We start from the raw sequence: 26,273 nt of genomic DNA, 5'->3' as shown, positions 1-26,273 counted from the left end.
GAGAGCGCGTCATGTCGTTCAAGGTCAAGCCGCTTGCCGGCAAGGAATCCGCCGTCGAAACCGAAACCGCCCGCGATGCCGCTACAGCCGTCGAACAGGCGTGGCAGCAGGGAAACGGCCCCATCAAGGTGGAAATCGAGGATGAACGGGCATCCGTGGACGAAGAGACCGAATCCGAACGCGACATGAAGCGACGCGGGAACGAGGGAAAGTGAGCCGCAAACTGTAACGCCGCGGGCCGCCGCCCTCAACCGGTACCGATGCGCTCCACCTTGACGCTCACTGCATCGCGAACCGCCGAGACATCGCACACGGCCTCGATATTGTTGCCGTCCGGATCCAGCACGAAGGCAGCGTAATAGGCGTTGTGGTAGGAGCGAAAGCCGGGCGCGCCGTTGGGCCGGCCACCAGCGGCTGTCGTCAGACGGAAGAATGCGTCAACATCTTCGGCGGTAGAAGCCTGAAACGCAAGGTGTATCCGCGAGACGTCGTCATCCGCGGCATCGAAATAGAGTTCATCGATCATGAAGTGGTCGCCTTCGTCGCGCCACGCGTCCTCACGGTTCAGGGCCGTGCAGATCGCCCGATAGAACGTCCTGCTCGCTTCGAGATCCGAAACACGCAGATGCACATGGTCGATCACTCGGCCGAGTTGGTACGTCATGGCTCGTCCCTTCGCCGTCCCGGCAATCCGATCTGAACCCGCTCCCACAATAGCCGATACTGTTCGGGTAATGTGTCGCAAAACGCTTCCTCGCGGCTGGCGATGGTGTCGGAATAGGCGACCGGCACCGCGAACTGGCTCGCGGAAGAATCGAGCCGCTTACCCTCGACGATATTGTAGAAATGCCATGCCCCTTCAACCCTGGTCCTGGCAGGTTCGCCGCCCCGCATGTCCTGATCGACGAGCGCCGTCACGCTGCATTGACCACAAGCCGGATTGTCCGGCTGCCATTTGCTCGACGTCTCAATCGACCAAGCGGCTTCAAGCGCCTCTCGGAGCGTTGACTGCGGATCGACGGTCATTCCCTCCCCCTTTCGCAAGGACGCTCTATCCATCGCAGAAGGCAAAAGAGCCCGGCGTGATACCGGGCTCCCTGAATGTTTTGGGGCTAAAGGCCGGTCGGGCCTTAGCTGCCCTGCTGGAAGTAGCTGAACTGGCCGTCCGGCCCCTTCTTCCATTCGTACATGACGTAACCCGGCAGCTTCGGATCGCCCTTCTCGTCGAAAGCGATTTCGCCAAGAACGGTCTTGAACGAGCTTTCCTTGAGCTTGGCGGCAACGGCTTCCGCATCTTCTGCGCTGCCGGCAGCCTTGATGCCTTCGGCGATCAGCTGAACGGCGGCGTAGGAGTAAAGCGTGTAGGCTTCCGGGTTGAAGCCTGCGGCCTTGAACTTTTCGACCAGCGCCTTGTTTTCCGGAATCAGCGTCGGATCCGGGCCAAACGTGTTGAGCGTGCCTTCGACGGCGTCGCCGGCGATCGAGGCGAGTTCGTTGGAGACGATACCGTCACCCGAAACGAGCGTTGCCTTCAGGCCCTGGTCCTTCGCCTGACGGATGATCAGGCCGGCTTCGGTGTGAAGGCCACCCCAGTAGATGATCGAGACGCCGGCTTCCTTCATCTTGGCGATGAGCGCGGAAAAATCCTTGTCGCCGGTATTGACGCCTTCGCGCACGACTTCCTTCTTGCCGGCCGCGTTGTAGGCCTTCTGGGTCTCGTTCGCGAGGCCCTGGCCGTAGGGCGTCTTGTCGTCGATGATGGCGACCTTGGCATCGGCGAACTTTTCAGCAAGATACTTGCCGGCAACGCCGCCCTGCTGGTCGTCGCGGCCGCAGGTGCGGAACGTGTTCCACAGGCCGCGCTCCGTGAAGACCGGGTTAGTTGCAGCCGGCGTCACTTCGAGAATGCCGTTTTCGGCATAAACTTCAGACGCCGGGATGGAAACGCCGGAGTTGAAGTGACCGACAACATACTTCACGCCGTCAGCGACGAACTTGTTGGCGACGGAAACGCCCTGCTTGGCGTCAGAGACGTCGTCGCCGAGCGCGATCGTCAGCTTTTCGCCGTTGATGCCGCCGGCAGCGTTGATGTCTGCGATGGCCTGTTCGGCGCCCTTCTGGAGCTGTGCACCGAATGCGGCGTTCGGGCCGGTCAAGGGACCGCCGACCGCGATGACGATGTCAGCCCAGGCGTTGCCGCCAAAGGCAACCATGGCCGTCAGCGCAACAGCGGAAAGAAGAGACTTCTTCATTGAATAACTCCCAGTTATTTATGAGGTGAGCGGTTTTTTGGGATCCAGCGCAGCACCCACCATCGCTGCGCCGGAAAGCTGTTCCACCTTTTGGTGTGTTATTGTTCTTGTTCTTGTTTTTGTTCAGGCCGATCTGAATTCAGTTTAGACCGGCTGTCAATCTTTGTTCTTCCACGAAAACGCGGAGGTCGGCTCGTAGAGCCAGTAATAGTTCTGCACCATCTGTTTGGTGCGGCGGATGCGGAAACCGGCCAGCGCAAAACCAATCAGAAGAACCAGATCCAGACTGAAATAGAAGGCGTTTATGAACGGACCTTGGAACAGGGCGTAATGCAGGAATTGCATGGCGCAGGTCAGAAGCACCGCATAAATCACCACTTCGCGGTAACCGTTCCAGCCTTCTGCCGCCGCTTTGCCGGCCCGCCATGCGGTCCAGAAACCCAGCAGCATGACGATGCCGCGCAGAAAATAGCGAACCGTCGTATCGTCTTCGAAAAACAGGCCCTGCATGTCAGTTGCTCCCCATCGAGAGGGTATAAAGGATCGCGCTCAATGCCGGCCTCCTTCGAGATAGGCGGCACGAACTTCCGGGTTGGCCAGCAATTCCTTGCCGGAACCCGACATCGTCACGCGGCCGTTGACCATGACGTAAGCGCGGTCCGAGAGCTTCAGCGCCGCAAACGCGTTCTGTTCGACGAGGAAGACGGTCAGCCCCTCTTCCTTGTTGAGTTTCTTGATCGCCTCGAAAATGCCCTTGACGATCAAGGGGGCAAGGCCGAGCGACGGCTCATCGAGCAGAAGCAGCTTTGGACGCGCCATCAGCGCACGGCCGATCGACAGCATCTGCTGTTCGCCGCCCGAAAGCGTGCCGCCGCGCTGCGTCTGGCGTTCCTTCAGGCGCGGGAACATCGCAAACACCTTTTCGACGTCCTCTTTGAAATATTTGAGGTTGTCGAGATTGGCGCCCATCTGCAGGTTTTCGAGCACGGTCATGCGCGGAAAAATGCGGCGGCCTTCCGGCGACTGGGCGATGCGCCGCCTAGCGATCAGGTGCGTCGGCAGCTTGGTGATATCCTCGCCATCGAAGATGACCTGACCGTTCTTTGCCTGCGGAGAACCGCAGATGGTCATCATCAGCGTCGACTTGCCGGCGCCATTCGCCCCGATCAGGCTGACGATTTCGCCCTGGTGGACATCGACATCGACGCCGGAGAGAGCGCGGATATTGCCGTAATAGGTTTCGACACCCTGGACTTTGAGAAGGGGTTCACCGGCCATCAGACGGTCCCTCCTTCGACGGTAGCATGGTCGAGCTGTTCCTCGATTTGTTCAACTTCTTCATCCTCGACGCCGAGATAGGCTGCGATCACCTTCGGGTCGTTCTTGACGTGATCCGGCGTGCCATCCGAAATCTTCTGGCCATATTCGAGAACCACGACGTGGTCGGAGATTTCCATGACCACGGACATGTCGTGCTCGATCAGGAGCAGCGACGTGCCTTCGTCGCGAATGCCGCGCAGCAGCGAATTCAGCGTCAGCGATTCTTTCGGGTTGAGGCCGGCGGCCGGTTCGTCTAGGCAGAGCAGTTCCGGACCGGTGCACATGGCGCGAGCGATTTCCAGACGGCGCTGCGCACCATAGGAAAGGTCACCCGCCGGGTCGTCGGCGCGATCGATCAGATCGGCCTTTTCCAGCCAGTATTGCGCCTTCTCGATGGCTTCCCTGGCCGCCGTCTTGTAGGCCGGCAGGCCAAGCAGACCGAGGATCGTGTAACCGGACGCCTTCATCAGCGCGTTGTGCTGGGCGACGAGCAGGTTTTCCAGAACCGTCAGGCCGGAAAACAGCCGGATATTCTGGAATGTACGGGAAACGCCCGCCACCTTGTTGATCTCGAAATCGCGCAGACGCTCCAGCAGGAACTCCTTGCCGTTCGAGCGCTTGAGCGTCAGCATGCCCATGGTTGGCTTGTAGAAGCCCGTGATGCAGTTGAACACCGTGGTCTTGCCGGCGCCGTTCGGGCCGATCAGCGCGGTGATTTCGCCGCGCCTGGCTTCGAACGAGAAGTCGTTGATTGCCATCAGGCCACCGAACTTCATCGACAGGTGTTCGACCTTGAGGATCGTATCGTTTGTCATTGTCGTACTCGTCGCCATCAGCCGTGGCCTTCCTTGGTGAAGCTGCCGGAGACAGCCTTTCTTGTCTTCAGGAAAGCGGTCGGTTCACGGGTGCCGACAAAGCCACGCGGCTTGAACAGCATGACGATGATCATCGCCAGGCCGAACAGCAGCATGCGGTAGAGTTCGGGTGTGAAATCAGGCCCGAAGACGTGCTTCAGGAACTCCATTTCACGCAGCAGCTCGGTGCCGCCGACCATGACCACCGCCGCAATGGCGATGCCGGTGAGCGAACCCATGCCGCCGAGAACGACGATGGCGAGAATGACCGCCGATTCCAGGAAGACAAAGCTTTCCGGAGACACGAAACCCTGACGGGCCGCGAAGAACGAACCCGCAAAACCGCCGAACATGGCGCCGGTGGCAAAGGCCGTCAGCTTGGTAGCGACGGTGTTGATGCCGAGCGAGCGGCAGGCAATCTCGTCTTCACGCAGGGCTTCCCAGGCGCGACCGATCGGCATGCGGCGAAGCCGAATGGTGACATAGGCCGTCAGCATGCAGAGCGCCAGGATGACGTAGAACAGGAACATCTTGTAATAGACCGAGGAAGACGGAAGCCCCCAGGCCTTGTTGAAATTGTTCGCTGCCCCGACGTCGAAGGACCAGATGCCGAAGAACGAAGCCTTGGCGATACCGGATATCCCGAAGGTGCCACGGGTGACATCCGTCCAGTTGATCAGCACAAGCCTGATGATTTCACCGAATGCGAGCGTCACGATGGCCAGATAGTCGCCTCGAAGCCTTAGAACCGGGAAGCCCAGAATGATGCCCCAAAGGGCTGCCAGAATGCCGGCCATCGGCAGCAGCAGCCAGAAGGAGAGGCCGAAATAGGAGGACAGCAGCGCGTAGGAATAGGCGCCGACCGCATAGAAGGCGACGTAACCCAGATCGAGCAGACCAGCGAGGCCGACGACGATATTGAGACCCCAGGCGAGCATCACGTAGATGAGGATCTGGATGCCAAAATTGTCGACATATTTCAGCGAGCCCTGACGACCGAAGATCATCATTGCCAGGAAAGGATAGCAGAGCAGAAAAACCAGAGCGATTTTCAGGAAATGCTTGTGGAAGAAGCTTTTCTCTTCCGAGATTTCCAGAACGCCGGATTTCGCCTTGGCAAGCTTGCGCTTGTCGAGATGCGGCTTGATGAAACCCACGGTCAGGAAGCGGCCGACGGCAGCAACGCCGACGAAGACGGCAAGCAGACCCCAGCGCGTGCGCCAGACCAGCTGGTTGTTGATGTCCTGATAGGTTTCGATGCCGACGAAGACGAGGAACATCAGGAAGGCAATGATGCCGGCGACGGCACCTTCCTTGACGGCCTTGGCCATCACGTCTTCCTGCACGTTTTGATAACCGGTCGCCATGTTACACCTTCTCCACTTCCGGCCGGCCAAGAATGCCGGTGGGCTTGAAGATCAGCACGATGGCGAGGATGGCGAAGGTTGCGACATCCTTGTAGGCAATCGAGAAATAGGCCGACCACAGGCTTTCGATGAGGCCGATCAGAAGACCGCCGAGAACGGCGCCCGGCAGCGAGCCGATACCGCCGAGAACGGCTGCGGTAAACGCCTTGACGCCCGGAATGAAGCCGTCGTTGAACGAGGCGACACCATAATACATCAGGTACATGGTACCGGCGACGGCAGCGAGTGCCGCACCCATGATGAAGGTGATCGAGATCGTGCGGTCGACGTCCACACCAAGAAGAGCCGCCATCTTGCGGTCCTGCTCGGTGGCGCGCTGGGCGCGGCCAAGCGGCGTCTTGTTGACGATATACCAGAAGGCGAACAGCAGGACCGAGGTGATCACGACGATCAGGATCTGCTTGAGCGAGATGGTGATGTTGCCGATGTGGTAGACATCCGTCACCAGCGGCGGGATCGGCTTGTTGCGCGGGCCCTGCGTCACCTGGATGAAGTTGGACAGCACGATCGACATGCCGATCGCGGTGATCAGCGGCGCAAGGCGAAACGAACCGCGCAGCGGGCGATAGGCGATACGTTCGATCGTCCAGTTCCACAGGCCGGTCATCAGCATGGCGATGACGAGCATCAGCAGCAACGCGAGCGCCACCGGAATGCCTGCAAAGAACGTGGTGAGAATGAGAAAGACGATCAAGGCAGCAAATCCGCCGAGCATGAAGATATCGCCGTGGGCGAAGTTGATCATGCCGATAATGCCGTAAACCATCGTGTAACCAATTGCCACGAGGCCATAGATCGATCCGAGAGTCAGCCCGTTGGCGAGCTGCTGGATAAAATATTCCATGTAGTTTCCCCTGGGATGCTGCTCGCAATGGCCGCATCTCTTCGTTTCGCGTCCCTTATGGGATCTTCAATTTTTTTGATTCCTACCCGTTTCGATAGAAATGTGAAGTGCAAAAGAAAGAGGCAGAAAAAAATTAATGGGCTTTTGCCCAGGATGGCGCAATAACGCTCATCAGCCCTAAAAACACGGCAGCGATATCACAAAAACTGTGCGGAAACCGGGTGCGGAAGCAATTTTAGCTGCCCGGCATATTTCGTTGATCTTGATCTCTTTGCGCACCGTGCCGTCGCACGCGACCGGCGCGCACATGCGTCATTCGCCAAAGCCGCGTGTCATCGCGTATTCGCGTCCGGCCTCCCGCAATTCGTCGAAAACGTAGGCGGCATAGGAGCGCGGCACGATGATTTCGAACTCATCGGCACCGGTGCGGGCAAGATGGCCGACGACGCGACAGATCATCATCGGCCCGCCGGCACCTTCGGCAAACACATCCGCATGCAGATCAACCGCCACGCATTTGGCAAGAATCCTGCGCACATCCGGGCCTGAGATCGCCATCAGCACCTGACCATCGCTTTGCTCGGCAAAGGAGAGGCCGGAAATGGCGCCGAGCGATGCCGCGACCGTTGCAGCGCCCGCCGTTTGCGACAGGACCAGCCAGTCCCACGGACTGACCCAGCGCGCAACGATATCCGCAACCCGCGACAGCGCCCCGACCACCGCATCCTGATGGTCCGAATGCGCCATCACGGAAAAGATTACCGGTCTGCGGATCACCCTCAGATGGTTGGCATTCGGGCTCGGCTCGTAACCGCTCATGCGGTCTTCCAGGACATGCCGCGGCGTAAACGGGATCGACATCGGCAGCACCTCAGACATGCAGGTTATGGTTTTCGGGATCGACAAAGACAGGCGCGCAGACTTCCGCAAGAAACTCGCTGCCCCGTACGGCATCCCAGACAAGGATCTTTTCGCCGATCCGCTCGCGCCCGGATTTCAGCATGGCAAGCCCGATCCACTGGCCGACATGCGGCGAGAAGCAGGCGGACGAAACGAACCCCTGCCCCGCCGTCATCGATGGTTCGGCGCCTTCGCGCAGAAGTGCGGCGCCGGCCTTCAGCGGCTTGTCACGCTCCACCGGCTTCAGACCGACCATCTGCAGGCGGTCGGCGGCGGTCAGGCCGTAGCGACTGGAAAGACGCTTGCCGATAAAGTCCGGCTTGGCCATTGCCATCATCCTGCTCAAGCCCACGTCGTCTGCGGTGGTGCGGCCATCCAGTTCGGCATGGGTGACATGGCCCTTTTCGATCCGCAGCACATCGAGCGCCTCGACGCCATAGGCACAGATCCCTTCGTCCCGACCCGCGTCCATGATCGCATCCGCCACCGCCTCCCCGTAACCGGCCGGCACCGCCAGTTCATAGGCCAGTTCGCCCGAAAACGAGATGCGGAACAAACGTGCCTCCGGCCCACCCTTTAACTGCACTTTTCCGGCTGCAAGGAAAGGGAAGGAAGCGTTGGAGAGATCGTCCTCGACAAGCTTCTGCAGGATGGTTCGCGACTTGGGCCCCGCCAATGACATTTGCGCCCACTGATCTGAGACGGAGACGAGCCGCACGTCCAGATCCGGCCAGAACGTCTGCGCGGCAAATTCCAGATGCGCCATCACCTCAGCCGCATAGGCGGTCGTCGTGGTCATCACGTAATGGTTTTCCGAAAGTCGGCTGGTCGTGCCATCATCGAAAACGATCCCGTCTTCCCGCAGCATCAAGCCATACCGCGCCTTGCCGACCGGCAGTTTCAGGAAGGCGTTGGAATAAATGCGATTGAGGAACTCTGCCGCATCACCGCCAAAAATCTCGATCTTGCCGAGTGTCGAGACATCGCAGAGACCGGCATTCTTGCGCACGTTCAGCGCTTCGCGATCAACGCTTTCCCGCCAACTCTTCTCCTCACCCTGCACGAAATAGGCCGACCGATACCACGCTCCGCTTTCGACAAAGGCGGCACCGTTCCTCTTGGCCCAGCCATGCAGCGGCGAGGTACGGATCGGCCGCGACTGTTCGGCGCGCGCAGTACCCGCTAAGGCCCCGAAGGAAACCGGCGTGTAGAACGGACGATATGTCGTGGTTCCGACTTCGGCCGGAGAAACACCGCGCATGCCGGCCAGCAGCGCCACGGCATTGACGTTGCCGAGCTTGCCCTGATCAGTCGCCATGCCGCTCGTCGTGTAGCGCTTGGCGTGTTCGACATGGCCGAAGCCCTCGCGGGTCGCAAGCGCCAGATCATCGATACGGACGTCGTTCTGGAAATCGACAAACGCCTTTGAACGCGCGCCCGGCACATACCACAGCGGCGCAAAGGACGGATCGTATTCGCCTTCGACCTCCGGCGTATTCAGATCTCCTATCACGCCGCCGACTGCTTCCACTGCCGCATGCGCCTTTACCGCGCCATCGCGCAGGCATTCGGAAATCGTGGTTTGTCCGGCCGCCGAACCGGCTGCGGTAAACAGAGGCCCCACATTCGGAGCCATGAATGCCTGCGCCGCTTCCGACCACACCGGTCTCGCGCCACGCTGGCACATCAGGTGCACGATCGGCGACCAGCCGCCGGACATGGCGAGCGCATCGCACTCGATCATCTCGTCATAACCGAAGCGGTTGGTCATGATGCCCGAAAGACGCTTGCCGCCCTTCGTATCGACAATGGAGCCGCTGCGGATCACGCGCACGCCATAGGGCGCGAAATCCGTGGACGTCGCGCGGCTATCGATGATGGCGGCAATATCGACACCGCGCGCGGACAGATCGGCTGCTGTGCGATACCCCGATCCGTTATTGGTGAAGATTGCCACCTTACGGCCGATGGCAACACCATAGCGGTTGAGATAGGTGCGCGCGGCGTCGGCGGTCATGATGCCGGGTCGGTCATTGCCGCCGAAGACGATCGGCCGTTCTTCGGCACCGGAGGCGAGGACGGCGCGACCGGCAGCGATGCGCCACAGCCGCTCCACCGGCTTGTCGGCGCTCGGGACGGCCACGTGTTTCTGCACCTTTTCGACGGCACCGAAAACCATGTCGTCATACCAGCCAAACACGGTGGTGCGCGGCATGATCGTCACATTGGGCATGGCTGCGAGTTCGGCCAGTGTCGCCGCCACGAAATCCGGCGCCGAAACGCCACCGATCACCGCCGTCTCAGAAAGCAGCGATCCGCCGAGGCGAAAATCCTGTTCGGCGAGGATGACGCGCAGGCCGGCGCGACCGGCCGTCAGCGCCGCCATCAGCCCGGACGGGCCGGAACCGATGACCAGAAGATCGCAATGCGCCCAGCTCTTCTCATAACGGTCCGGATCCGTGGCCAGGACGGCCTTGCCGAGACCGGCGGCGCGGCGGATCAAAGGCTCGTAGAGCCTTTCCCAGAACGCTGCCGGCCACATGAAAGTCTTGTAGTAAAAGCCCGCGCCCAGCATTGGTGACAGCAGACCGTTGATCGCGGCGAGATCGTATTTCAGCGACGGCCATGCATTCTGGCTCTTCGCCACCATGCCATTGTAAAGCTCGGCCACGGTCGCGCGCGTATTCGGTTCGCAGCGGGCTTGGGCGCCGATCGTCATCAGCGCATTCGGTTCCGACGGCCCGGCGGTCACCGGTCCGCGCGGCCGGTGATATTTGAAGCTGCGCCCCATCAGCATCTGGTCATTGGCCAAAAGCGCCGAGGCGAGCGTGTCTCCTTCAAACCCCTTGTAGGCGCGGCCATCGTACGAGAACTTTACGACGCGACCGCGATCGACCAAACCGACATCGGCGATACGGGAAGAGGTCATGCCGCACCTCCCTTCGCATCGTCACGCGCATCGCTGACGGCAAAAACCTCGTGGGTCAGATTATCCCGCTCAACGACAAGCCAGCGACGGCAACCGGCCGCGTGATGCCAATATTCACGAATTCTTCCGCCCGGGTTTTCGCGCAGGTAGACATAAGCATGCCACGCTTCCTCAGAAGCCGCGGGCGCCGGCCGTTCCGGCACGGCATCGCCACGAATGGAAAACTCTTCCCTAGGGCGTCGCCCGCAATGCGGACAGGTGATCAGGCTTGCCATCAGAACATATCTCGGTCGTGCATTGTCAGTGAAGGTTCGGCTGCGGGCCCTTGCCCGCTTCATCCACCGCATGACCGCGTTCGAAACGGTCGAGCCGCAATGCCCGCGCCACATGATGCGGCTCGTTTCTGGCAATCAGATGGGCAAAGCAGAAGCCTGAAGCCGGGGTGGCCTTGAAGCCGCCATAGCACCAGCCGGCATTAAGGTAGAGGTTGTCGATCGGCGTGCGATCGATGATCGGAGACCCGTCCATCGACATGTCCATGACGCCGCCCCAGCTGCGCAGCACCCTGAGGCGTGACAGCCCGGGGATCAGCGATACGCCCTCCTCCATCGTCGATTCGACGATGGCGAGATTGCCGCGCTGCGCATAGGAGGAATAATAGTCGATATCGGCGCCGAAGACCAAGCCGCCCTTGTCGGACTGCGAAATATAGAAATGTCCGCCGCCATAGACGATGACATTGTCGATCACCGGCTTGATGCCTTCCGAGACGAAAGCTTGAAGCACATGCGTCTCGATCGGCAGGCGCAGGCCCGCCATGCGCGCGGTCTCGGATGAATATCCGGCCGTCGCCAGCGCCAGCTTGTTGCAGCCGATAAATCCTTTAGAGGTCTTGACACCCGTCACCTTGCCATGCTCGTCGCGCTGGATGCCCGTCACCTCGCAATGCTGGATGATGTCGACGCCGTGCCGATCGGCCCCGCGCGCATAACCCCAGGCGACCGCATCATGGCGCGCCGTACCGCCACGCTTCTGCAATAGCCCGGCCTTGATCGGGAAACGGGCGTGGTCGTAATTCAGGTAGGGCATCATCTTCTGCAGGTTTTCGCGATCCAGCAGTTCGGCATCGACACCATGCATGCGCATGGCATTCCCGCGCCGCGCATAGGCATCGCGCTGGCCGTCGGAATGGGCCAGCATCATCACCCCGCGCTGGCTGACCATGGCATTGTAGTTGAGCTCGGTCTCCAGCCCTTCCCACAGCTTCAGGGAAAATTCGTAGAACGGAATATTGCCCTCAAGCAGGTAGTTGGAGCGCACGATCGTGGTGTTGCGGCCGACATTGCCGGAGCCGATATAGCCCTTTTCCAGCACCGCGATATTCCTGATGCCGAATTCTTTGGCCAGATAATAGGCGGTCGAGAGACCATGTCCGCCGCCTCCGACGATGATCACATCGTAATGCGGTTTTGGCTCGAGTTCCCGCCAGGCCGGTTTCCAGCCGTGATTGCCCGAAAGGGCCTGTCTGAGAATGGAAAGGGCGGAATAACGCATGCGGACGTCCTGTTGTCTTGTCCGCGAGCATGGGCATGTGCGGCCGCAAGAACAAGCGCAAACAAGCGATCATCTGCCGGTTTGCAGTGGTTTTTCCTCGCTTCCGCTTTTACGCGCGCGGATGGCGGGACTGTTCGCCGGCGCGCCGTCCCGTACAGGTTTTCACACCTGACCCGAGCCTTTTCAGACACTTGACCTTCCGATCATCGCCGCCGAACGGGCGCAGCTTACAATTCCGTCACCACAACGCTTGATACGGGAGACGACGCATGACGGACCGCACGCCCCATCTTTCCATGCCTTTCATTCTTCCCTCGCAGGCCCAAAAGCATGTCACCCATAACGAGGCGCTGCTCGCGCTCGATGCCATCGTTCAGCTGGCGATCGATGGCGAGACGGCAGTCCCGCCCGACATGCCGGCGGAGGGCGCGCGTCTGTCTGTGGCGGCTGGCGCCGGCGGTCTCTGGACTGGCCGCGACGGCCAGATCGCCACCTGGCAGGATGGGGCCTGGTCGTTCCTGCGCCCCCGGGAGGGCTGGCTCGCATGGTTCGCCGCCACTCACACACTCAAAATTTATCGCGGCACAGCCTGGAGCGATCTTCATCCAGATGCGACCCGCGTCTCATCCTTCGGCATCAATACCGATGCCGATGCGAACAACCGTCTGGCCGTCGCTTCCGACGCCAGTCTTTTCAGCCATGTCGGCCACGGCCATCAGGCGAAAATCAACAAGGCCGCGGCGACCGACACGGCCAGCCTGCTTTTCCAGTCGGGCTGGGCCGGCCATGCGGAAATGGGACTTGCCGGCGACAATGATTTTTCCATCAAGGTCAGCAACGGCACAGACTGGCTGACGGCACTGAAAATTCGCCAGAACGGTACGGTCGTTGTGCCGCAGCGCCCAACCGGCCGGGCCTACCGTACCGATGGCACGGTCACGCCCGCATCCGGCAGCGACAGCGGCTTTACGAGCCTCGACCAGGTACAGGGCGGCATCAAGTTGGGCGCGACTGTCGGGGACAGCGGTCGCACGTTGAAAGTTCCTGAAACCGGCCTTTACCTCCTGTCGATACTGATGCTCACCATTTCCTCCTCAGGCCACGCCACCAGTCTGATCGTCAATGGCAGCCAGACGCTTTTCACCATCTGGTCGCCAACCGCGGCGCCTGCGAGCCTGTCCCATACGGAAGTGGTCGCACTCAATGCCGGTGACGAACTGTCGTTTCGCTACCTCGGAATGGCACAGATCCACAACGCGCCGGGCTCGACGCAATTGACCGTTGCACTGCTTTGAAAAGGTCGCCATCGTTTGGACGCATCGCGGCGCCAAACTGGTATGAACACGTGCAACCCAAAGGAAACATGGCGATGGCGCCCATCGCCTAAAATTTGAATAAAGGCTGTCACGAAATTGCTGCAATGCAAAAATATGCCAATGAATTCATGACAGCCTTAACTGATTGCTAATCGACCGGGTTGAGCAGTCCTGAGTTTGTGTTATATCAGGACTTAGACAAACGATTGAAAACATAGATAACGCGGGGAACGTCGTGAGCATATCCGATCTCCACAAAAGCGCCGCCTATGCCACCGTCCGGAGTCGCGAGTCCTTCGCGGTTGCGAAAAGCAACAGTCGCGCCGTTGCATTCTCCAAACCCGACCTGAAGTCGGGACATCTCGCCGCCAAGCGCGCGGTCGATATCTTAGTCTCGCTGATAGCGCTGATTGCGCTGGCGCCGCTGCTTCTTGCGGTTGCGCTTTTGATCCGGCTCGACAGTCCCGGTCCGGTCCTGTTCCGACAGACCCGTTGGGGCAAGGATTGCAGCAAGATCAAGGTCTACAAGTTCCGATCGATGCGCACCGATTTGGGCGATGCCACCGGTGTGGCCCAGACCATCAGGAACGATCCGCGCATCACAAAAATCGGCGCCATCCTGCGCAAGACCAATATCGATGAACTGCCGCAGCTCCTTAACGTGCTCAAAGGCGACATGTCGCTGGTCGGCCCGCGCTGCCACGCGATCGGCATGCTGGCGGCGGGCATTCCTTACGAGGATCTGGTGCCCGATTATCATCGCCGCCACCTGGTCAAGCCGGGCATGACGGGCCTGGCCCAGATGCGCGGCCTGCGCGGTCCGACAGACCGTCCCGGCAAGGCCCGCGCCCGCATCGCTTGCGACCTGCATTATATCGACAATTTTTCCGTCTGGTTCGATTTGCGCATCATGGTCGGCACGGTCGTCTCCGAACTGCGCGGCGGCAAGGGGTTTTGAGGCAGGCTCTGGCCACCTTCCCGACAACAGGAACGCGCCCTGCCCCGGCGCGTTTTTTTTGACACTTTTTCCGTCAATGGCTCAACTTTTTGATCGCTCGGACAAAAACCCGTGAACCGCTTAGGTAAATGTTAAAACTGCCGCCCTAGGCTCTCTCACGTGGTCTTGTGTAGTGTAGAGAGTCCAATGACCGAAATGATCCGACCCCGAGTTAAATATGTCATCGGACCCGATGGCAGCCCATTGACGATTGCGGACTTGCCCCCGGCCGATACGCGCCGCTGGGTCATTCGTCGCAAGGCCGAAGTGGTCGCTGCAGTCCGCGGTGGCCTGTTGAGCTTGGAAGAAGCCTGCGAGCGTTACACGCTCACAGTCGAAGAATTCCTGTCCTGGCAGGCGTCCATCAACGATCACGGCCTTGCCGGCCTTAGAACAACCCGTATCCAGCAGTATCGTCACTGACGACTGTTTTGCCCATCGGGCCTGCTTTAACCCCTCTCGACCTCACGGCCGCGAGGGGTTCTGCTTTTTCGGGCGACGTTTCTGCAACGCATACCGTTCAATAAGCGGCAGCAGTGCGGCGGAAATCAGCGTCGAACCGGCATAGAACCACAGGCCCGGCTGCGTGATCGCATCTGCAAGTCCGCTGGTCTTGGCTGCGAAAACCACGATCGCCACCAGCATCACATCCATCATCGACCATTTCGACAGATGTGGCACCAGCCGAGCAAGCCGGCTGTGCTTGGAGCGCCCTTCCCCGCGCATGGCACCGAGCGCCAGAACGACGAGCTTCAGGATCGGAAACAGGATGGAAAATCCGCCCACCAGCAGAGCGAGCAGAAGATCGCCACCTGTCCACAGCGATAAGACGATCTCGATCAGCGACGGCGTCTCGCTGAAAAAGTAGAAACTGTCGAAGCGCATGATCGGCAGACAAATGCCGAGCATCAGAAAGACTGCGGCGACCAGTATCAACAGAAGTTTCGGCAGGTCCATCATCCGCTCCGGCCATTATGCCGACGGGATATAACCCATGATGCGGCGGCAGCACACCGACAAAACGACAACGGGCCCGGCAGGAAGACCCGCCCGGCCGCGTTGATAAAACGAATTCGGGAAAACGCTGCGGAGAACCTTAAGCGCGGGCGCGCTGGTTGCTCACGTCACGTTCTTCCAGTGCTGTTGCCTTGGAGAGCTCCGCCTGGGCTTCTTCCAGCACCAGCTCGGCGGCGTCCTGCTGGGTTTTCAGCTCTCGGATCGAAACCTGGAGATTGTCCGCCCGCTGCCGAGCCGCCTTTGCGAAGGTCGGATAGGCGAAATGGCTCGGATCGGTGATCCCCGACTTCTTTTCCTCAAGCGTGATCTGGTGCTCCAGCTCTTTCGCCATTCTTTCGAATTCCGCCATCATCATCTGCAACTGCTGCAGCTGGCGGCGCTTGTCGTTCACCTGGAATTCCTTCAGGCGAACCAGACTGTCACGCGATTTCATACGCAATACTCCCGTGGATAGCGATACCCCGGCCAATTCACAAAGCCTGTGTCCCACTTGTTACAGATAGGACCAAAAAAATTTCCGCGACGTTAATGAATTTATGGTCGCGGTAACCTTTCGTTTACGGGCATCGTTAATGATAAGCCCGATCGCTTAAGGGTCAGTAAATGCCATGGTCGATTATTCGACTAACGACAATGACGAGTCGTATGAATCACTTAGCGCAGTTTCCTCGCGTTATGATTCACGTTTTGGCGGTGACGGATTCTCAATTGAAATCAGGCCAGTACCAATTTTGTTTAACAAATTCCTGTACCTTGCCAACACGAGTCAGAGTTTGTTAACCATTTGGTGGCAGCCTCCAAATCAGGCAACGACTGGATCCGGTGCGCGTTAGTGGGTTGCAAACCTTTCGCGGCGGTAAAGGGGAAAAACATGCGGGTTCTATTGATCGAAGACGACAGCGCAACGGCTCAGAGCATCGAGCTTATGCTGAAGTCCGAAAGTTTTAACGTTTACACCACCGATCTCGGTGAAGAGGGCGTCGATCTCGGCAAACTCTATGATTACGACATCATCCTTCTGGATCTCAACCTGCCGGACATGTCCGGTTACGAAGTGCTGCGGACGCTGCGCCTCTCGAAGGTCAAGACCCCGATCCTCATTCTTTCCGGCATGGCGGGCATCGAAGACAAGGTACGAGGCCTTGGCTTTGGCGCAGACGACTACATGACCAAGCCGTTCCACAAGGACGAACTGGTTGCCCGTATTCATGCGATCGTTCGTCGCTCCAAGGGTCACGCCCAGTCGATCATCATCACCGGTGAACTGATCGTCAACCTGGACGCCAAGACCGTTGAAGTCGGTGGTCAGCGCGTGCACCTGACGGGCAAGGAATACCAGATGCTGGAGCTGCTTTCGCTCCGCAAGGGCACCACGCTCACCAAGGAAATGTTCCTCAACCATCTTTACGGCGGGATGGACGAACCGGAACTGAAAATCATCGACGTGTTCATCTGCAAGCTGCGCAAGAAGCTCGCAAATGCCGCCGATGGCGCCAACTATATCGAAACCGTCTGGGGCCGCGGCTATGTGCTGCGTGAGCCGGATGGTGCGGAATACGCCGAAACGGCCTGATAGAAATATCGGAATTCCCCTTCCGCAAGGCCCGCGCGAACGTCATCGCGCGGGCCTTTGCACGTTCGGGGTCCGAACATCCGGCGCGAAGGTGACGGACACGAAAAAGCCGGGCGCAACGTCCCGGCTTCCGTCATTTAAAGGGAAAAAAGATCAGGCCGCGATCGAAAGATTGGCGAAAACCGACGACAGGATCTTGCGATCGAAAGGCTTGAGCAGGAAATCGTCGGCGCCGGCGCGCTTGCCCTGCATCATCTTGCGCAGGTCCGCCTCGATCACGCAGTAATAGATGCGCACCTTGTCGCCGTTCGACATCGCGCGCACGGCGGTAATCAGCTCCAGCGCGCCATCGAGGCCGGCATCGACAATAAGGACGAGGGGCAATTCCGCCTTGCAGCGCTGAAGCGCCTCGCCGGCGCTTGCGGATTCCGACACCATGAAGTTGAGTTCGGACAAAATGCGCTTGGCAACCGTCCGAACGATATCGGAACTGTCGGCAATCATCAGACGCTGCATGGTGTGCTCCCCAAACACTTCCGGCCTTCACAGGAAGCACCGGATGACGATACTAGGGGAGCTGTCGCTAATGAAAGGTTACCAATCGCTGCGATTCACAATGCAATTCGTCATGCGATGGCGATTTCGGCGATAAATGCGATTCTGTCTTCAAAGACCACATGCTTCAGATCCATTCCGGCCTCCTCGGCCAGAAGCACGGTGTAATAGGGCTGGATCGAATGGGCATCGATCGCCTCCTCGATATTGCCCGAGCAGATCTCGATGAATTTCGGCGGCACGCGCAGCATACGACCCTTGGTGGTGATCGTGAATTTGGCATCCGTCTCCGGATTTTCGATGATCACTTCGAGGCTGCCGCCGCGCGGGATCGAGCTATAGGCAACCATGAACAGGTTGAGCAGCAGCTTGACGCGGTTCTTCGGAATGATGGCACGCGGGCCGCTCCAGGTAACCTCGACCTTTTTCTCGGCCGCCGCAAAATCCTTGGCCGCCTTTTCCGCTTCGCCCGTATCGATCGATGCGCCGACAGAGCCGGACGCGCCGAATGCAAGACGGGCGAATTTCAGGCGTACCGACGCGTTGAGTGCCGAGGTGCGGATGAGATCCAGCGCCTCTTCGTCCGTACCGCCCTCGTCGAGCAGTTCCAGGCCGTTATTGATCGCGCCCACCGGCGAGATGACGTCGTGGCAGACACGGCTGCAGAGAAGAGATGCCAGATCGGCGCCGCTCAAGGTCAGGTTAGGGTTCTTCGGCATCGGGCGTTCCTGTTGGTTGCGCGCATCGTGTTTTCGAAAAAACCGCCATGGGTTTTGCAAAACCACGACACGCTGCGTGAAAGTGTTACAGCGTCCAGTCTGCGCCGTATATATGACGCATGCGGATGACATGTCCTCCGCGAATGGCGTGAACCTGAGCACGCCAACGTTGCGCGGGAATGACGTCAGCGTTGCGCCTTAAGAACACCATTTTTGGTAAACCGATTGTTAACACCATCGCCTCAAGATGGTTAGACCGCTATATGCGACAAGATTCGATGCAAACCACGGAAAGATCGATGCGCCCGAGCAAATTTTACGCCATCGCCCGCCTGGGTTTTCAGAGCCTGCTTGCCCCTGTTCTTGCAATGCCTCTTGCCCTTCCCACCGTTGCCAGTGCCCAGCAGCAGAACGGCGAACAGTATACCGCCCAGGAAATCGTTGACGCCGGCCACAATTTCTTCGGCAATGCCAGCGGCGGTCTTGCCAAGGTCGTCGAGCGCGCCTTCCAGCAATACGGTCTGCCGAACGGTTACATTCTCGGCCAGGAAGGCTCCGGCGCCTTCATCGCCGGCCTGACCTATGGCGAAGGCCAGCTCTACACCAAGAATGCCGGCCAGCACGAGGTCTACTGGCAGGGTCCGTCGCTCGGTATCGATTATGGCGGCCAGGGCACGCGGGCAATGATGCTGATCTACGACCTGCCATCCATCCAGGCGCTTTACGCGCGCTATGGCGGCGTCAGCGGCTCCGCCTTCGTCATCGCCGGCGTCGGCATGACGGTCCTCAAGAACCAGAATGTCGTCCTGGTGCCGATCCGCACCGGTCTCGGTGCCCGCCTGGGCGTCAATGTCGGCTATCTCAAGCTGACGCCCAGCCCGACCTGGAATCCTTTCTGATCCCATCCATCCAAGTTTCGCCTTTTATAGATGCGAAGCGCTTGTCGCCTCGCACGCCGCATGCCAAGTTCCCTGGCGAAGGACGATGATAGGCTCGATATTTCAGACTGCGGGATGGCCCTGACGTGATCCAATTTGCCCTGTTGTTCGGCCTCGGCTTCCTGACCGCCGTTCTCCTTGCGATGATCGTCGCGCCCGCCATCCACAGACGCATCGTGCGCTACACGGAAAATCGCATCCAGGCGACGATGCCGATAAGCCCTCAGGAAGTGCGCGCCCAGCGCGATATGGCACGCGCCGTCTACGCCGCTGAAAACGCCCGCACCAAGCAGGATCTCGTCAAGGCGCGTGACACCGCCGTCGCGCTGCAGCTGCGCCATGATGGGCTGAGCGCCGATACCGCGCGCCTGCAATCGGAAAACCACGAACTGCACATGCAGATCGACGAGATGAACACCGAGGCCGCCGACCTGCGCTCGCGCCTGCGCCGCGAAGATGTCTATATCCAGCAGTTGCGCGCCGCGTTGCAGACGGTGGAGGATGCCGGCGCCGCCAAGGATCTGGAGATCGACAGCCTGCGCAAGCGCCTGCTGACGATCGGCGCGAATTTCGACAATCTCACGATCGACCTGTCGACCCGCGATACCGAGGTGGAGAACCTGAAATTCCGGGTTGCGGCGCTGCGCGACGAGCGCGACGCGCTGCACCAGGACGTCAAGCTGCTCACCAACCGCGCGAAGGAGGCGGAGAACCGCCTGACGCAGGAAGAGCACCGGGCCCTGCGGCTGGAAGACAAGCTCGCCCGCGAACTGGCAGAACGCAATGACAAGGACGCTGCGCTGGAGCGCCGCGATGCCGAGATCGCCCGCCTGCGCGACAAGGTGAAGACCGCCAATTCGGAAAACCGCGCCGCCACCCGGGCGCTGAAGGCTGCCGGCATCGCCCTGCCGACGCCGAAGAAGAAGTCGGAGGACGCCGACAGAACGACGGCCGTCATCGCGGCCAACTCGCCCGAGGCCATCGATCTGACGGCGATGGCACAGGATATCCGCAACCGCGGCACGGCGCTCGGCGAACGCCTGACCAAGACGCGCGGCAAGGCCGGCAATGAGGCGATCCGCACGGAAATGGCTTCCATCGCCGCCAGCATGGTGGCACTTACGGCTGCGCTTGAAGGCCCCTCCTCGCCGATCCATACGCTGCTTGATCAGGCACCGGACGCTGCGGGAGCGGGACGTATCAGCCTTGCCGAGCGTGCCCGCGACGCCATTCTCGAACAGGCGCCGCGCACCGAGGAAGCCTGAGGGCCGCACACGCCTGCCCCCGCCGGCATCTGCCGGTGCGACCTTGCCATGACCGCGGATTTTGAGATCAGATTTTTCCCTGGACGCGGGCGATTTCGTATAGCGCGATACCGGTCGCCATGCCGGCATTAAGACTGTCGAGACCCGGCCTCTGTGCAATACGCGCCGAGCGAAACCGGTTCATCACCGCAGGGGGCAGCCCCTCGCCCTCGGTGCCGGTGACCAGCGCAATGCCGGTCCGTTCTGCAGAGATTGCGCGCAGGTCCACGCTTCCGGAAGGCGACAGAGCCCAGATCGACAAACCCCGGGAAGCCAGCCGCTCCAGCACCGAAATTATGCTGCCGCCACGCGCATAGGGCACGGACAGAACGGAGCCGACCGATACGCGCAGCGCCTTGCGGTAAAGCGGATCGCAGCAGGTCTCGTCCAGCAGGATCGCATCCGCCCCAAAAGCAGCGGCATTGCGGAACATCGCACCGATATTGTCATGATTGGAAATACCGCAGGCGGCGACGACCAGCGCCCGTTCCGGCAGCCGTTCGATCAATCCATCGGCGTCCGGCTCGACGATACGCCTGCCGAGCGCCAGGATGCCACGGTGTAGATGAAAGCCCGCAATCGCATCCAGCACCGCGCCGCTGGCGACATAGGCGGGCACATCCGGCGGCACGGTCGCCAGAATTTCCGACACGCCCTCGACGCGGTTTTCCAGAAGCAGGATCTTTTCGAGCGCAAACGCCCCTGCCCCATGCGCGGCAACCGCCATGCGCAGAACCACTGTGCCCTCGATGATGAAGCGGCCCTGCCGTCCGGCAAGGTCGCGTTCCTTGATATCGCGGAATTCCGCAATGCGGGGATCGGCCGGATCGTCGATCCGCACGAGACCGTCCCCCGCCATCCGCATCAGCGGTTACCGACCGTGATGTCGGCGATGACCCTTCCGACCGACACATCGAAGATCAGCGCCTTCGACACGCCGTCGAGCTGGCCGTAGAACAGGATCTGGTTGCCCGAATGGGAGACGGACTGCACGACGAAACCGGCCGGCAGGTTGGCAACGGCCGTTACCGGCTGGTCGGCCGGCACGGCAAGGCTGCCCGCGACGGGCTGGGCGGACGTCGCCTGCGGGGCAGGACGCGTGATCTTGTAGACAATGGCAGCAAGGACGGCCATAAAGCAGACCAGCAAGATGCCGCCCGACACGAGCTGCAGCTTGATCATCTTGCGGCGGATGTTCTCCATTGCCGGATCGAGCGGCTCTTCCGGGCTCTGGTCCTCGATTTCGGCTTTGGTCATGGAACGGTCCTTGCGTCAGATTTTCAACATCGGATAAATGAATGAACGACCCCTTTAACCAAGGCGAGCAGCCAAGGAAAGTCCTGAGCGCTGGAGAAGATGCGGAAGGCCGCATCGATGCATGGCTGGCGGCAGAGCTCGGCGGCGAATTTTCGCGCAACCGGCTCAAGGCGCTGATCGAACAGGGTGCCGTCAGCCTGAATGGCAAGCCCTGCACCGAGCCGAAGAAAAAGGTCGCCCCTGGCGATACGATCGAGATCGACCTGCCCGAGCCGGAAGACCCGGAGCCCAAGGGCGAAGACATTCCGCTGGACGTGCTCTACGAGGACAAGGACGTCATCGTCATTGCCAAGCCGGCCGGACTGGTGGTGCATCCCGGCGTGGGCAACTGGACCGGTACGCTGGTCAATGCGCTCATCTTTCATTGCGGCGACAGCCTGTCGGGCATTGGCGGCGTCAAGCGCCCCGGCATCGTCCATCGCCTGGACAAGGATACGTCGGGCGTCATGGTCGCCGCCAAGAACGATGCAGCCCACCGCCATCTGGCCGACCAGTTCGCCGATCATGGCCGCACCGGCCCGCTGGAGCGCGCTTACATGGCGGTCGTCTGGGGCCGCCCGAACGGCCTGAAGGGCACGATCGACGCGCCGCTCGGTCGCGCCGGCGGCGACCGCACCAAGCGCGCCGTGAAGAAGGAAGACAGCGACGACGCCCGCCACGCCATCACCCATTACGAAGTGATGGAGCGCTTTCACGAAAAACCCGACGCGACCTCGCTTGCGGCGCTCATCGAGTGCCGGCTGGAAACCGGCCGCACCCATCAGATCCGCGTCCACATGGCGCATGTCGGCACGCCCCTGATCGGCGACAAGGAATATGCCGGCGGCTTCAAGACCAAGGTCAACACGCTGCCGGAAGAGGCAAGAGCGCTCGTCAGCCGTTTTCCGCGCCAGGCTCTGCACGCCTTTTTGCTTGCCTTCGAACATCCGCGCACAGGCGAGGTCATGGAGTTCGAAGCGCCGGTTCCGGACGACATGGCAGAGCTGATTGAGGCGCTGCGGGCCTGATCCACGATCGATCACGACGCCCTGAACGGGAGGCAAGGTGACCGTAAGGCCGCATGCCGCCCGGCGCCGTCGAGAATGCCACGCCATTAATCCTGGAACACCTTTGCTGTTTCCATGTTTCTAGAAACAGTCCGTCACCGCATGACATTGAAAATGACAGAACAGGTTCGGTGGAAATGCGGTAGAAACGGGCAAAGGAACAGCCGATCCAAGTGCCGGAATGTCCACGGTCTCAAGCGCAGCGAAGCTTACCAATTTGTAATGGTGTAACGCGCCCGTGATGCCCGCGGAAACATTGAGTCACCGTTCCGCCGTACTTATCTGGTAGCTGGGTCGGAGTGGGGTCGACATGTGACCCGCGCCGAAGCGGCTTGCCTGCAAGGGTCTTTGATGACGTCCATATACGGTGGCGTCAGCCCGAGGGAGCCGGCACAATACGATCAGAAGGGGGTGCTTTATGGCCCGCAACAATCTGCCATCCATTACCGCCGGTGAAGGCGGTCTTAACCGCTATCTCGACGAAATCCGCAAGTTCCCGATGCTGGAGCCGCAGCAGGAATACATGCTTGCGAAGCGCTACGCCGAACATGGTGACCGCGACGCCGCCCACAAGCTGGTGACGAGTCACCTGCGTCTCGTCGCCAAGATCGCCATGGGCTATCGCGGCTATGGCCTGCCGATCGGCGAAGTCGTGTCGGAAGGCAATGTCGGCCTCATGCAGGCGGTCAAGAAATTCGATCCCGAACGGGGTTTCCGTCTGGCCACCTATGCGATGTGGTGGATCAAGGCCTCGATCCAGGAATATATCCTGCGCTCCTGGTCGCTGGTGAAAATGGGCACGACCGCCAACCAGAAGCGCCTGTTCTTCAACCTGCGTCGCCTCAAAGGCAAGCTGCAGGCAGTCGAAGACGGCGACCTGCGCCCCGACCAGGTCAAGGAAATCGCCACCACGCTGAAGGTGTCGGAGGAAGAGGTCGTCTCGATGAACCGCCGCCTGTCCGGTGACGCATCGCTGAACGCACCAATCCGCGCAACCGAAGGCGAATCCGGCCAGTGGCAGGATTGGCTGGTAGATGACAGCGAGACCCAGGAACAGGTTCTTGTCGAGCAGGACGAGCTCGATACGCGCCGCCGCATGCTGACGAAAGCGATGAGCGTGCTGAACGAACGCGAGCGCCGCATTTTCGAAGCCCGCCGCCTGGCCGAGGATCCGGTGACGCTGGAAGAGCTGTCGAGCGAATTCGACATCTCGCGCGAGCGCGTTCGCCAGATCGAGGTCCGCGCCTTCGAAAAGGTGCAGGATGCCGTTCGCAAGGAAGCGCTGGCGCAGGCACAGGCCCTGCGGGTCGTCGACGCCTGATATCCGGCCGGTACAAATGTGAAAGACCCCGCGGCTTACGCCGCGGGGTCTTTTTGGTTTCAGGAGACGGCGGGTCGCAGCCTACCGCATGCCGGGCGGCATGTTGCGCTGCTCTGCTGCCATCATTTCCCCGAGCGCGGCCCGGAAGAAATCGATCAGCAGGAACACCAGCAGGCTGACGCCCATCACCGGCAGCGCCACGCCGAAACCGATGGCCAAGGCGAGCGAGATCACCTTGGTCATGGGCGACAGGTAGGAAAAGCTGCGCATCAGCGTGCGCACCGAGCCGCCAGGCGCCGGCCGGCGCGTCCACCACATGCGATAACCGTAGACGATCATCGCCGTCAGGGCGATGCCGAGCGCGGCCATCACCACCTGATTGGCAAGTCCGAAGAGCACGCCCATATGCGCGTCGACGCCCCAGCGGATCAATTTGGCGACGATCGGAAAACTGGCGAAATCCGCGCGGCTGGTGATGGCAAGGCTGTCCGGATTGACGGCGACCGTATCGACCTGGGTGGGCCAGCGACGATCATATTCGCTGACGCGAAAGGCCTCGTCGACACTGCGTGGAGGGCGGATTTCGACCATCGGACTGTCGATCCCGGCCGCGCGCGCCGAGGCAATGACTGCATCGAGACGGGCGACCATGGCGGCTTCGTCGGCCGGGGCCGCCGTCTCGACAGCCATCCCCATGCCGTGCGCCGCATGCTCTCCCAGCACCGGCTGATCTTCCTTCGGGTTGAGTGCAGTGGTGATCGCCGGCGTCACCCAGCCCGCCTCGTTGCGCAGGAGGTCGATATTGTTGCCGGCCCAGCGCGACCATGTCAGCCCGGTTGCCGAAAGGAAAAGAAGCCCAAGCGCCGCCCACAGGCCGATGACGGTGTGGAGCCGGCGAGCACGCCGATGCGTATCGGCGCGGCCTGAGGCCGGCTTCACGCTGCTGCGCTGCCACCACCACAACAGCACGCCGCCAAGCACGGAAACCCAGAGCCACGATGCGGCAAGCTCGCTGTAATGGCGGCCGATATCGCCGAGCAGAAGGTTGCGATGCAGATAGTCCAGCGTGATGCGGAAGGGCAGAATGCCGCTCGTTCCGTAGGTGATGCGCTCTCCCTGCGGCGAAAGCGATGCCGGATCGATGAAGACCGTGCGCGTCTCCGATTCGCCGAGCCCGGCCTCTGTAAACATCACCCGGGTGGTGCGCCCGGGCTCGGTCGACGGGCGCACGGCAAAAAGCCGCGGCCCTTCGCCGATCACCGCCCGCGCCGCGGCGACCTGCTCCGACAGCGGTTTTGCCGGCCCCTGCATCCGCGCGATGAGGTTTTCATGGTAGAGCCGCTCCTCGATCTGCGGCGTGAGCACATAAAGCGTGCCGGTGATTGCCGCGATCAGCAGAAACGGACCGACGAAAAGACCGACGTAGAAATGCAGCCGGGTCAGGAATGCGCGCAGAGCCGCGCTGTCGGATGCCGCGGTGCTTGTGGCTTTGGGAATACGAGCGGTCGTCATGGCGCGCTCCTTCCAACAACGGGTAAACGAGATGGGCCAGTCGCAGCTGCGCCGGCTGGCAGGAAATAGGACGGGATGAACATGGTGCCTCCAGATGAGCGGATTGCGCCGGACCTGCGGTCCGGCCGGGATCGGCGTCAGGACTGGAAGGCAGGCGGGCCGCGTGCTGTCTGGGAATGCAGATGCGGGCGGAGCGTGAACGGCGCATAGTCGCGCGCAATCGGGCTGGCGCGTGAGGGCACCGGCCATTGCGGCACGGGCTGGACCGGCAGATCGGTCGCGGCAAATTGCGCCACGAACTGGCAGGCGGCCGAACAGCAATCCGGGCGACCGGCGCTGCCATCATGCTCGTGGCCGGTCTTGCCGGCATCCATGGAGGAGGCATGCCCGTGATGGTGATCCGGCGACATCGCTGCACCGGAACAGATGATTTCGGATGCCGCCGCCCGCTCGGCTGCGACCATCGCACCGAGCGCATGCGCGCCGATGGCGCCGTCAAGCATCATCATCAGCGATACGAGCAGGGCAATAACCCCGCCGCTCAAACTGTCCGCGATGATTTTCCTGACGAAACGCAT

At 60.7% G+C, this 26,273-nt stretch carries 29 protein-coding genes; 9 read left to right on the top strand and 20 right to left on the bottom strand.

Features of this window, described 5'->3' with window-relative positions:
* Positions 1-11 precede the first annotated feature (11 nt).
* The gene (locus tag ACQKKX_RS02010; protein ID WP_427568287.1) at positions 12-215 is read left to right on the top strand and encodes a hypothetical protein; all 204 of its coding nucleotides are present in this window, start codon (positions 12-14) and stop codon (positions 213-215) included.
* A gap of 32 nt (positions 216-247) precedes the next feature.
* Here the strand turns inward: ACQKKX_RS02010 and ACQKKX_RS02005 are convergent, their stop codons facing one another.
* The 12 genes from ACQKKX_RS02005 to ACQKKX_RS01950 form a co-directional block, all read right to left on the bottom strand.
* On the bottom strand, positions 248-664 hold the full coding sequence (locus ACQKKX_RS02005; RefSeq protein WP_427568285.1) for a VOC family protein: 417 nt from the start codon (positions 662-664) through the stop codon (positions 248-250).
* Entirely contained in the window at positions 661-1,026 is a 366-nt protein-coding gene (locus ACQKKX_RS02000) for a YunG family protein (RefSeq protein WP_427568283.1), read from the bottom strand. Before ACQKKX_RS02000 ends, ACQKKX_RS02005 begins: the two co-directional genes overlap by 4 nt.
* Before the next feature lie 104 nt (positions 1,027-1,130).
* Positions 1,131-2,252, bottom strand: coding sequence for a branched-chain amino acid ABC transporter substrate-binding protein (locus ACQKKX_RS01995; protein ID WP_427568281.1), 1,122 nt, complete (start codon positions 2,250-2,252; stop codon positions 1,131-1,133).
* Between the two features lie 156 nt (positions 2,253-2,408).
* A complete protein-coding gene (locus tag ACQKKX_RS01990) occupies positions 2,409-2,762 on the bottom strand; it encodes a DUF6867 family protein (RefSeq protein WP_427568279.1) in 354 nt (117 codons plus the stop codon).
* 39 nt (positions 2,763-2,801) lie between these two features.
* A complete protein-coding gene (locus ACQKKX_RS01985) occupies positions 2,802-3,530 on the bottom strand; it encodes an ABC transporter ATP-binding protein (RefSeq protein WP_427568278.1) in 729 nt (242 codons plus the stop codon).
* Positions 3,530-4,387, bottom strand: coding sequence for an ABC transporter ATP-binding protein (locus tag ACQKKX_RS01980; protein ID WP_427568276.1), 858 nt, complete (start codon positions 4,385-4,387; stop codon positions 3,530-3,532). Before ACQKKX_RS01980 ends, ACQKKX_RS01985 begins: the two co-directional genes overlap by 1 nt.
* A 17-nt stretch (positions 4,388-4,404) precedes the next feature.
* The gene (gene livM / locus ACQKKX_RS01975; RefSeq protein ID WP_427569326.1) at positions 4,405-5,757 is read right to left on the bottom strand and encodes a high-affinity branched-chain amino acid ABC transporter permease LivM; all 1,353 of its coding nucleotides are present in this window, start codon (positions 5,755-5,757) and stop codon (positions 4,405-4,407) included.
* A 37-nt stretch (positions 5,758-5,794) separates the two neighbouring features.
* On the bottom strand, positions 5,795-6,697 hold the full coding sequence (locus ACQKKX_RS01970; RefSeq protein WP_427568275.1) for a branched-chain amino acid ABC transporter permease: 903 nt from the start codon (positions 6,695-6,697) through the stop codon (positions 5,795-5,797).
* A 312-nt stretch (positions 6,698-7,009) separates the two neighbouring features.
* On the bottom strand, positions 7,010-7,558 hold the full coding sequence (locus ACQKKX_RS01965; RefSeq protein WP_427568273.1) for a sarcosine oxidase subunit gamma: 549 nt from the start codon (positions 7,556-7,558) through the stop codon (positions 7,010-7,012).
* A gap of 10 nt (positions 7,559-7,568) precedes the next feature.
* Positions 7,569-10,526, bottom strand: a complete 2,958-nt coding sequence (locus tag ACQKKX_RS01960) for a sarcosine oxidase subunit alpha family protein (RefSeq protein WP_427568271.1) — start codon at positions 10,524-10,526, stop codon at positions 7,569-7,571.
* A complete protein-coding gene (locus tag ACQKKX_RS01955) occupies positions 10,523-10,801 on the bottom strand; it encodes a sarcosine oxidase subunit delta (RefSeq protein ID WP_427568269.1) in 279 nt (92 codons plus the stop codon). Before ACQKKX_RS01955 ends, ACQKKX_RS01960 begins: the two co-directional genes overlap by 4 nt.
* A gap of 25 nt (positions 10,802-10,826) precedes the next feature.
* Positions 10,827-12,080, bottom strand: a complete 1,254-nt coding sequence (locus tag ACQKKX_RS01950; protein ID WP_427568267.1) for a sarcosine oxidase subunit beta family protein — start codon at positions 12,078-12,080, stop codon at positions 10,827-10,829.
* A gap of 269 nt (positions 12,081-12,349) precedes the next feature.
* On the opposite strand from ACQKKX_RS01950, the gene ACQKKX_RS01945 reads away from it, so the two are divergent.
* The 3 genes from ACQKKX_RS01945 (at position 12,350) to ACQKKX_RS01935 (ending at position 14,816) form a co-directional block, all read left to right on the top strand.
* Positions 12,350-13,375: a DUF2793 domain-containing protein gene (locus ACQKKX_RS01945; protein WP_427568265.1), complete on the top strand. Its 1,026-nt coding sequence runs from the start codon at positions 12,350-12,352 to the stop codon at positions 13,373-13,375.
* A gap of 256 nt (positions 13,376-13,631) precedes the next feature.
* Positions 13,632-14,354, top strand: coding sequence for a sugar transferase (locus ACQKKX_RS01940; RefSeq protein ID WP_427568263.1), 723 nt, complete (start codon positions 13,632-13,634; stop codon positions 14,352-14,354).
* 186 nt (positions 14,355-14,540) lie between these two features.
* A complete protein-coding gene (locus tag ACQKKX_RS01935) occupies positions 14,541-14,816 on the top strand; it encodes a DUF1153 domain-containing protein (RefSeq protein ID WP_112733674.1) in 276 nt (91 codons plus the stop codon).
* 42 nt (positions 14,817-14,858) lie between these two features.
* Here ACQKKX_RS01935 and ACQKKX_RS01930 read toward each other — a convergent pair whose 3' ends face one another.
* A complete protein-coding gene (locus tag ACQKKX_RS01930) occupies positions 14,859-15,350 on the bottom strand; it encodes a paraquat-inducible protein A (protein WP_427568261.1) in 492 nt (163 codons plus the stop codon).
* 139 nt (positions 15,351-15,489) lie between these two features.
* Positions 15,490-15,843 (bottom strand): flagellar export protein FliJ, encoded by a 354-nt coding sequence (locus tag ACQKKX_RS01925; RefSeq protein WP_427568259.1) that lies wholly within the window; start codon positions 15,841-15,843, stop codon positions 15,490-15,492.
* Between the two features lie 438 nt (positions 15,844-16,281).
* Here ACQKKX_RS01925 and ctrA point away from each other — a divergent pair, with 438 nt between their 5' ends.
* Positions 16,282-16,983, top strand: coding sequence for a response regulator transcription factor CtrA (gene ctrA / locus ACQKKX_RS01920; protein ID WP_112733668.1), 702 nt, complete (start codon positions 16,282-16,284; stop codon positions 16,981-16,983).
* A gap of 153 nt (positions 16,984-17,136) precedes the next feature.
* On the opposite strand, the gene ACQKKX_RS01915 is transcribed toward ctrA, so the two are convergent.
* Positions 17,137-17,499, bottom strand: a complete 363-nt coding sequence (locus ACQKKX_RS01915) for a response regulator (protein WP_427568256.1) — start codon at positions 17,497-17,499, stop codon at positions 17,137-17,139.
* A gap of 110 nt (positions 17,500-17,609) precedes the next feature.
* A complete protein-coding gene (gene chpT / locus ACQKKX_RS01910; protein WP_427568254.1) occupies positions 17,610-18,257 on the bottom strand; it encodes a histidine phosphotransferase ChpT in 648 nt (215 codons plus the stop codon).
* Between the two features lie 299 nt (positions 18,258-18,556).
* On the opposite strand from chpT, the gene ACQKKX_RS01905 reads away from it, so the two are divergent.
* Together ACQKKX_RS01905 and ACQKKX_RS01900 are read left to right on the top strand one after the other, a co-directional pair.
* Complete coding sequence (locus ACQKKX_RS01905; RefSeq protein WP_427568252.1) at positions 18,557-19,156, top strand: DUF1134 domain-containing protein; 600 nt, start codon at positions 18,557-18,559, stop codon at positions 19,154-19,156.
* 125 nt (positions 19,157-19,281) lie between these two features.
* Entirely contained in the window at positions 19,282-20,460 is a 1,179-nt protein-coding gene (locus ACQKKX_RS01900; protein WP_427568250.1) for a hypothetical protein, read from the top strand.
* 67 nt (positions 20,461-20,527) lie between these two features.
* Here ACQKKX_RS01900 and ACQKKX_RS01895 read toward each other — a convergent pair whose 3' ends face one another.
* Positions 20,528-21,358: a TrmH family RNA methyltransferase gene (locus ACQKKX_RS01895; protein WP_427569325.1), complete on the bottom strand. Its 831-nt coding sequence runs from the start codon at positions 21,356-21,358 to the stop codon at positions 20,528-20,530.
* 5 nt (positions 21,359-21,363) lie between these two features.
* On the bottom strand, positions 21,364-21,756 hold the full coding sequence (locus tag ACQKKX_RS01890; protein WP_427568249.1) for a hypothetical protein: 393 nt from the start codon (positions 21,754-21,756) through the stop codon (positions 21,364-21,366).
* 41 nt (positions 21,757-21,797) lie between these two features.
* Between ACQKKX_RS01890 and ACQKKX_RS01885 the strand changes: the two genes are divergently transcribed.
* Both ACQKKX_RS01885 and rpoH read left to right on the top strand, forming a co-directional pair.
* Complete coding sequence (locus ACQKKX_RS01885) at positions 21,798-22,823, top strand: RluA family pseudouridine synthase (protein ID WP_427568247.1); 1,026 nt, start codon at positions 21,798-21,800, stop codon at positions 22,821-22,823.
* A 457-nt stretch (positions 22,824-23,280) separates the two neighbouring features.
* Positions 23,281-24,183: an RNA polymerase sigma factor RpoH gene (rpoH, locus tag ACQKKX_RS01880; protein WP_427568245.1), complete on the top strand. Its 903-nt coding sequence runs from the start codon at positions 23,281-23,283 to the stop codon at positions 24,181-24,183.
* Between the two features lie 81 nt (positions 24,184-24,264).
* Here rpoH and ACQKKX_RS01875 read toward each other — a convergent pair whose 3' ends face one another.
* Both ACQKKX_RS01875 and ACQKKX_RS01870 read right to left on the bottom strand, forming a co-directional pair.
* Complete coding sequence (locus ACQKKX_RS01875) at positions 24,265-25,695, bottom strand: PepSY-associated TM helix domain-containing protein (RefSeq protein WP_427568243.1); 1,431 nt, start codon at positions 25,693-25,695, stop codon at positions 24,265-24,267.
* Between the two features lie 137 nt (positions 25,696-25,832).
* A complete protein-coding gene (locus ACQKKX_RS01870; RefSeq protein ID WP_427568241.1) occupies positions 25,833-26,273 on the bottom strand; it encodes a DUF2946 family protein in 441 nt (146 codons plus the stop codon).

The organism is Neorhizobium sp. NPDC001467 (assembly GCF_050275975.1).
In the GTDB taxonomy this organism is placed as follows: domain Bacteria; phylum Pseudomonadota; class Alphaproteobacteria; order Rhizobiales; family Rhizobiaceae; genus Neorhizobium.
This window is presented reverse-complemented; position numbering and strand designations above follow the sequence as displayed.

What these genes read in the sequence shown, in the direction of transcription:
- ACQKKX_RS02010 (WP_427568287.1), top strand. Translation starts at nt 12, where the DNA reads ATGTCGTTCAAGGTCAAGCCGCTTGCCGGCAAGGAATCCGCCGTCGAA.
- ACQKKX_RS02005 (WP_427568285.1), bottom strand. Translation starts at nt 664, where the DNA reads ATGACGTACCAACTCGGCCGAGTGATCGACCATGTGCATCTGCGTGTT.
- ACQKKX_RS02000 (WP_427568283.1), bottom strand. Translation starts at nt 1,026, where the DNA reads ATGACCGTCGATCCGCAGTCAACGCTCCGAGAGGCGCTTGAAGCCGCT.
- ACQKKX_RS01995 (WP_427568281.1), bottom strand. Translation starts at nt 2,252, where the DNA reads ATGAAGAAGTCTCTTCTTTCCGCTGTTGCGCTGACGGCCATGGTTGCC.
- ACQKKX_RS01990 (WP_427568279.1), bottom strand. Translation starts at nt 2,762, where the DNA reads ATGCAGGGCCTGTTTTTCGAAGACGATACGACGGTTCGCTATTTTCTG.
- ACQKKX_RS01985 (WP_427568278.1), bottom strand. Translation starts at nt 3,530, where the DNA reads ATGGCCGGTGAACCCCTTCTCAAAGTCCAGGGTGTCGAAACCTATTAC.
- ACQKKX_RS01980 (WP_427568276.1), bottom strand. Translation starts at nt 4,387, where the DNA reads ATGACAAACGATACGATCCTCAAGGTCGAACACCTGTCGATGAAGTTC.
- livM (WP_427569326.1), bottom strand. Translation starts at nt 5,757, where the DNA reads ATGGCCAAGGCCGTCAAGGAAGGTGCCGTCGCCGGCATCATTGCCTTC.
- ACQKKX_RS01970 (WP_427568275.1), bottom strand. Translation starts at nt 6,697, where the DNA reads ATGGAATATTTTATCCAGCAGCTCGCCAACGGGCTGACTCTCGGATCG.
- ACQKKX_RS01965 (WP_427568273.1), bottom strand. Translation starts at nt 7,558, where the DNA reads ATGTCGATCCCGTTTACGCCGCGGCATGTCCTGGAAGACCGCATGAGC.
- ACQKKX_RS01960 (WP_427568271.1), bottom strand. Translation starts at nt 10,526, where the DNA reads ATGACCTCTTCCCGTATCGCCGATGTCGGTTTGGTCGATCGCGGTCGC.
- ACQKKX_RS01955 (WP_427568269.1), bottom strand. Translation starts at nt 10,801, where the DNA reads ATGGCAAGCCTGATCACCTGTCCGCATTGCGGGCGACGCCCTAGGGAA.
- ACQKKX_RS01950 (WP_427568267.1), bottom strand. Translation starts at nt 12,080, where the DNA reads ATGCGTTATTCCGCCCTTTCCATTCTCAGACAGGCCCTTTCGGGCAAT.
- ACQKKX_RS01945 (WP_427568265.1), top strand. Translation starts at nt 12,350, where the DNA reads ATGACGGACCGCACGCCCCATCTTTCCATGCCTTTCATTCTTCCCTCG.
- ACQKKX_RS01935 (WP_112733674.1), top strand. Translation starts at nt 14,541, where the DNA reads ATGACCGAAATGATCCGACCCCGAGTTAAATATGTCATCGGACCCGAT.
- ACQKKX_RS01930 (WP_427568261.1), bottom strand. Translation starts at nt 15,350, where the DNA reads ATGGACCTGCCGAAACTTCTGTTGATACTGGTCGCCGCAGTCTTTCTG.
- ACQKKX_RS01925 (WP_427568259.1), bottom strand. Translation starts at nt 15,843, where the DNA reads ATGAAATCGCGTGACAGTCTGGTTCGCCTGAAGGAATTCCAGGTGAAC.
- ctrA (WP_112733668.1), top strand. Translation starts at nt 16,282, where the DNA reads ATGCGGGTTCTATTGATCGAAGACGACAGCGCAACGGCTCAGAGCATC.
- ACQKKX_RS01915 (WP_427568256.1), bottom strand. Translation starts at nt 17,499, where the DNA reads ATGCAGCGTCTGATGATTGCCGACAGTTCCGATATCGTTCGGACGGTT.
- chpT (WP_427568254.1), bottom strand. Translation starts at nt 18,257, where the DNA reads ATGCCGAAGAACCCTAACCTGACCTTGAGCGGCGCCGATCTGGCATCT.
- ACQKKX_RS01905 (WP_427568252.1), top strand. Translation starts at nt 18,557, where the DNA reads ATGCGCCCGAGCAAATTTTACGCCATCGCCCGCCTGGGTTTTCAGAGC.
- ACQKKX_RS01895 (WP_427569325.1), bottom strand. Translation starts at nt 21,358, where the DNA reads ATGGCGGGGGACGGTCTCGTGCGGATCGACGATCCGGCCGATCCCCGC.
- ACQKKX_RS01890 (WP_427568249.1), bottom strand. Translation starts at nt 21,756, where the DNA reads ATGACCAAAGCCGAAATCGAGGACCAGAGCCCGGAAGAGCCGCTCGAT.
- ACQKKX_RS01885 (WP_427568247.1), top strand. Translation starts at nt 21,798, where the DNA reads ATGAACGACCCCTTTAACCAAGGCGAGCAGCCAAGGAAAGTCCTGAGC.
- rpoH (WP_427568245.1), top strand. Translation starts at nt 23,281, where the DNA reads ATGGCCCGCAACAATCTGCCATCCATTACCGCCGGTGAAGGCGGTCTT.
- ACQKKX_RS01875 (WP_427568243.1), bottom strand. Translation starts at nt 25,695, where the DNA reads ATGACGACCGCTCGTATTCCCAAAGCCACAAGCACCGCGGCATCCGAC.
- ACQKKX_RS01870 (WP_427568241.1), bottom strand. Translation starts at nt 26,273, where the DNA reads ATGCGTTTCGTCAGGAAAATCATCGCGGACAGTTTGAGCGGCGGGGTT.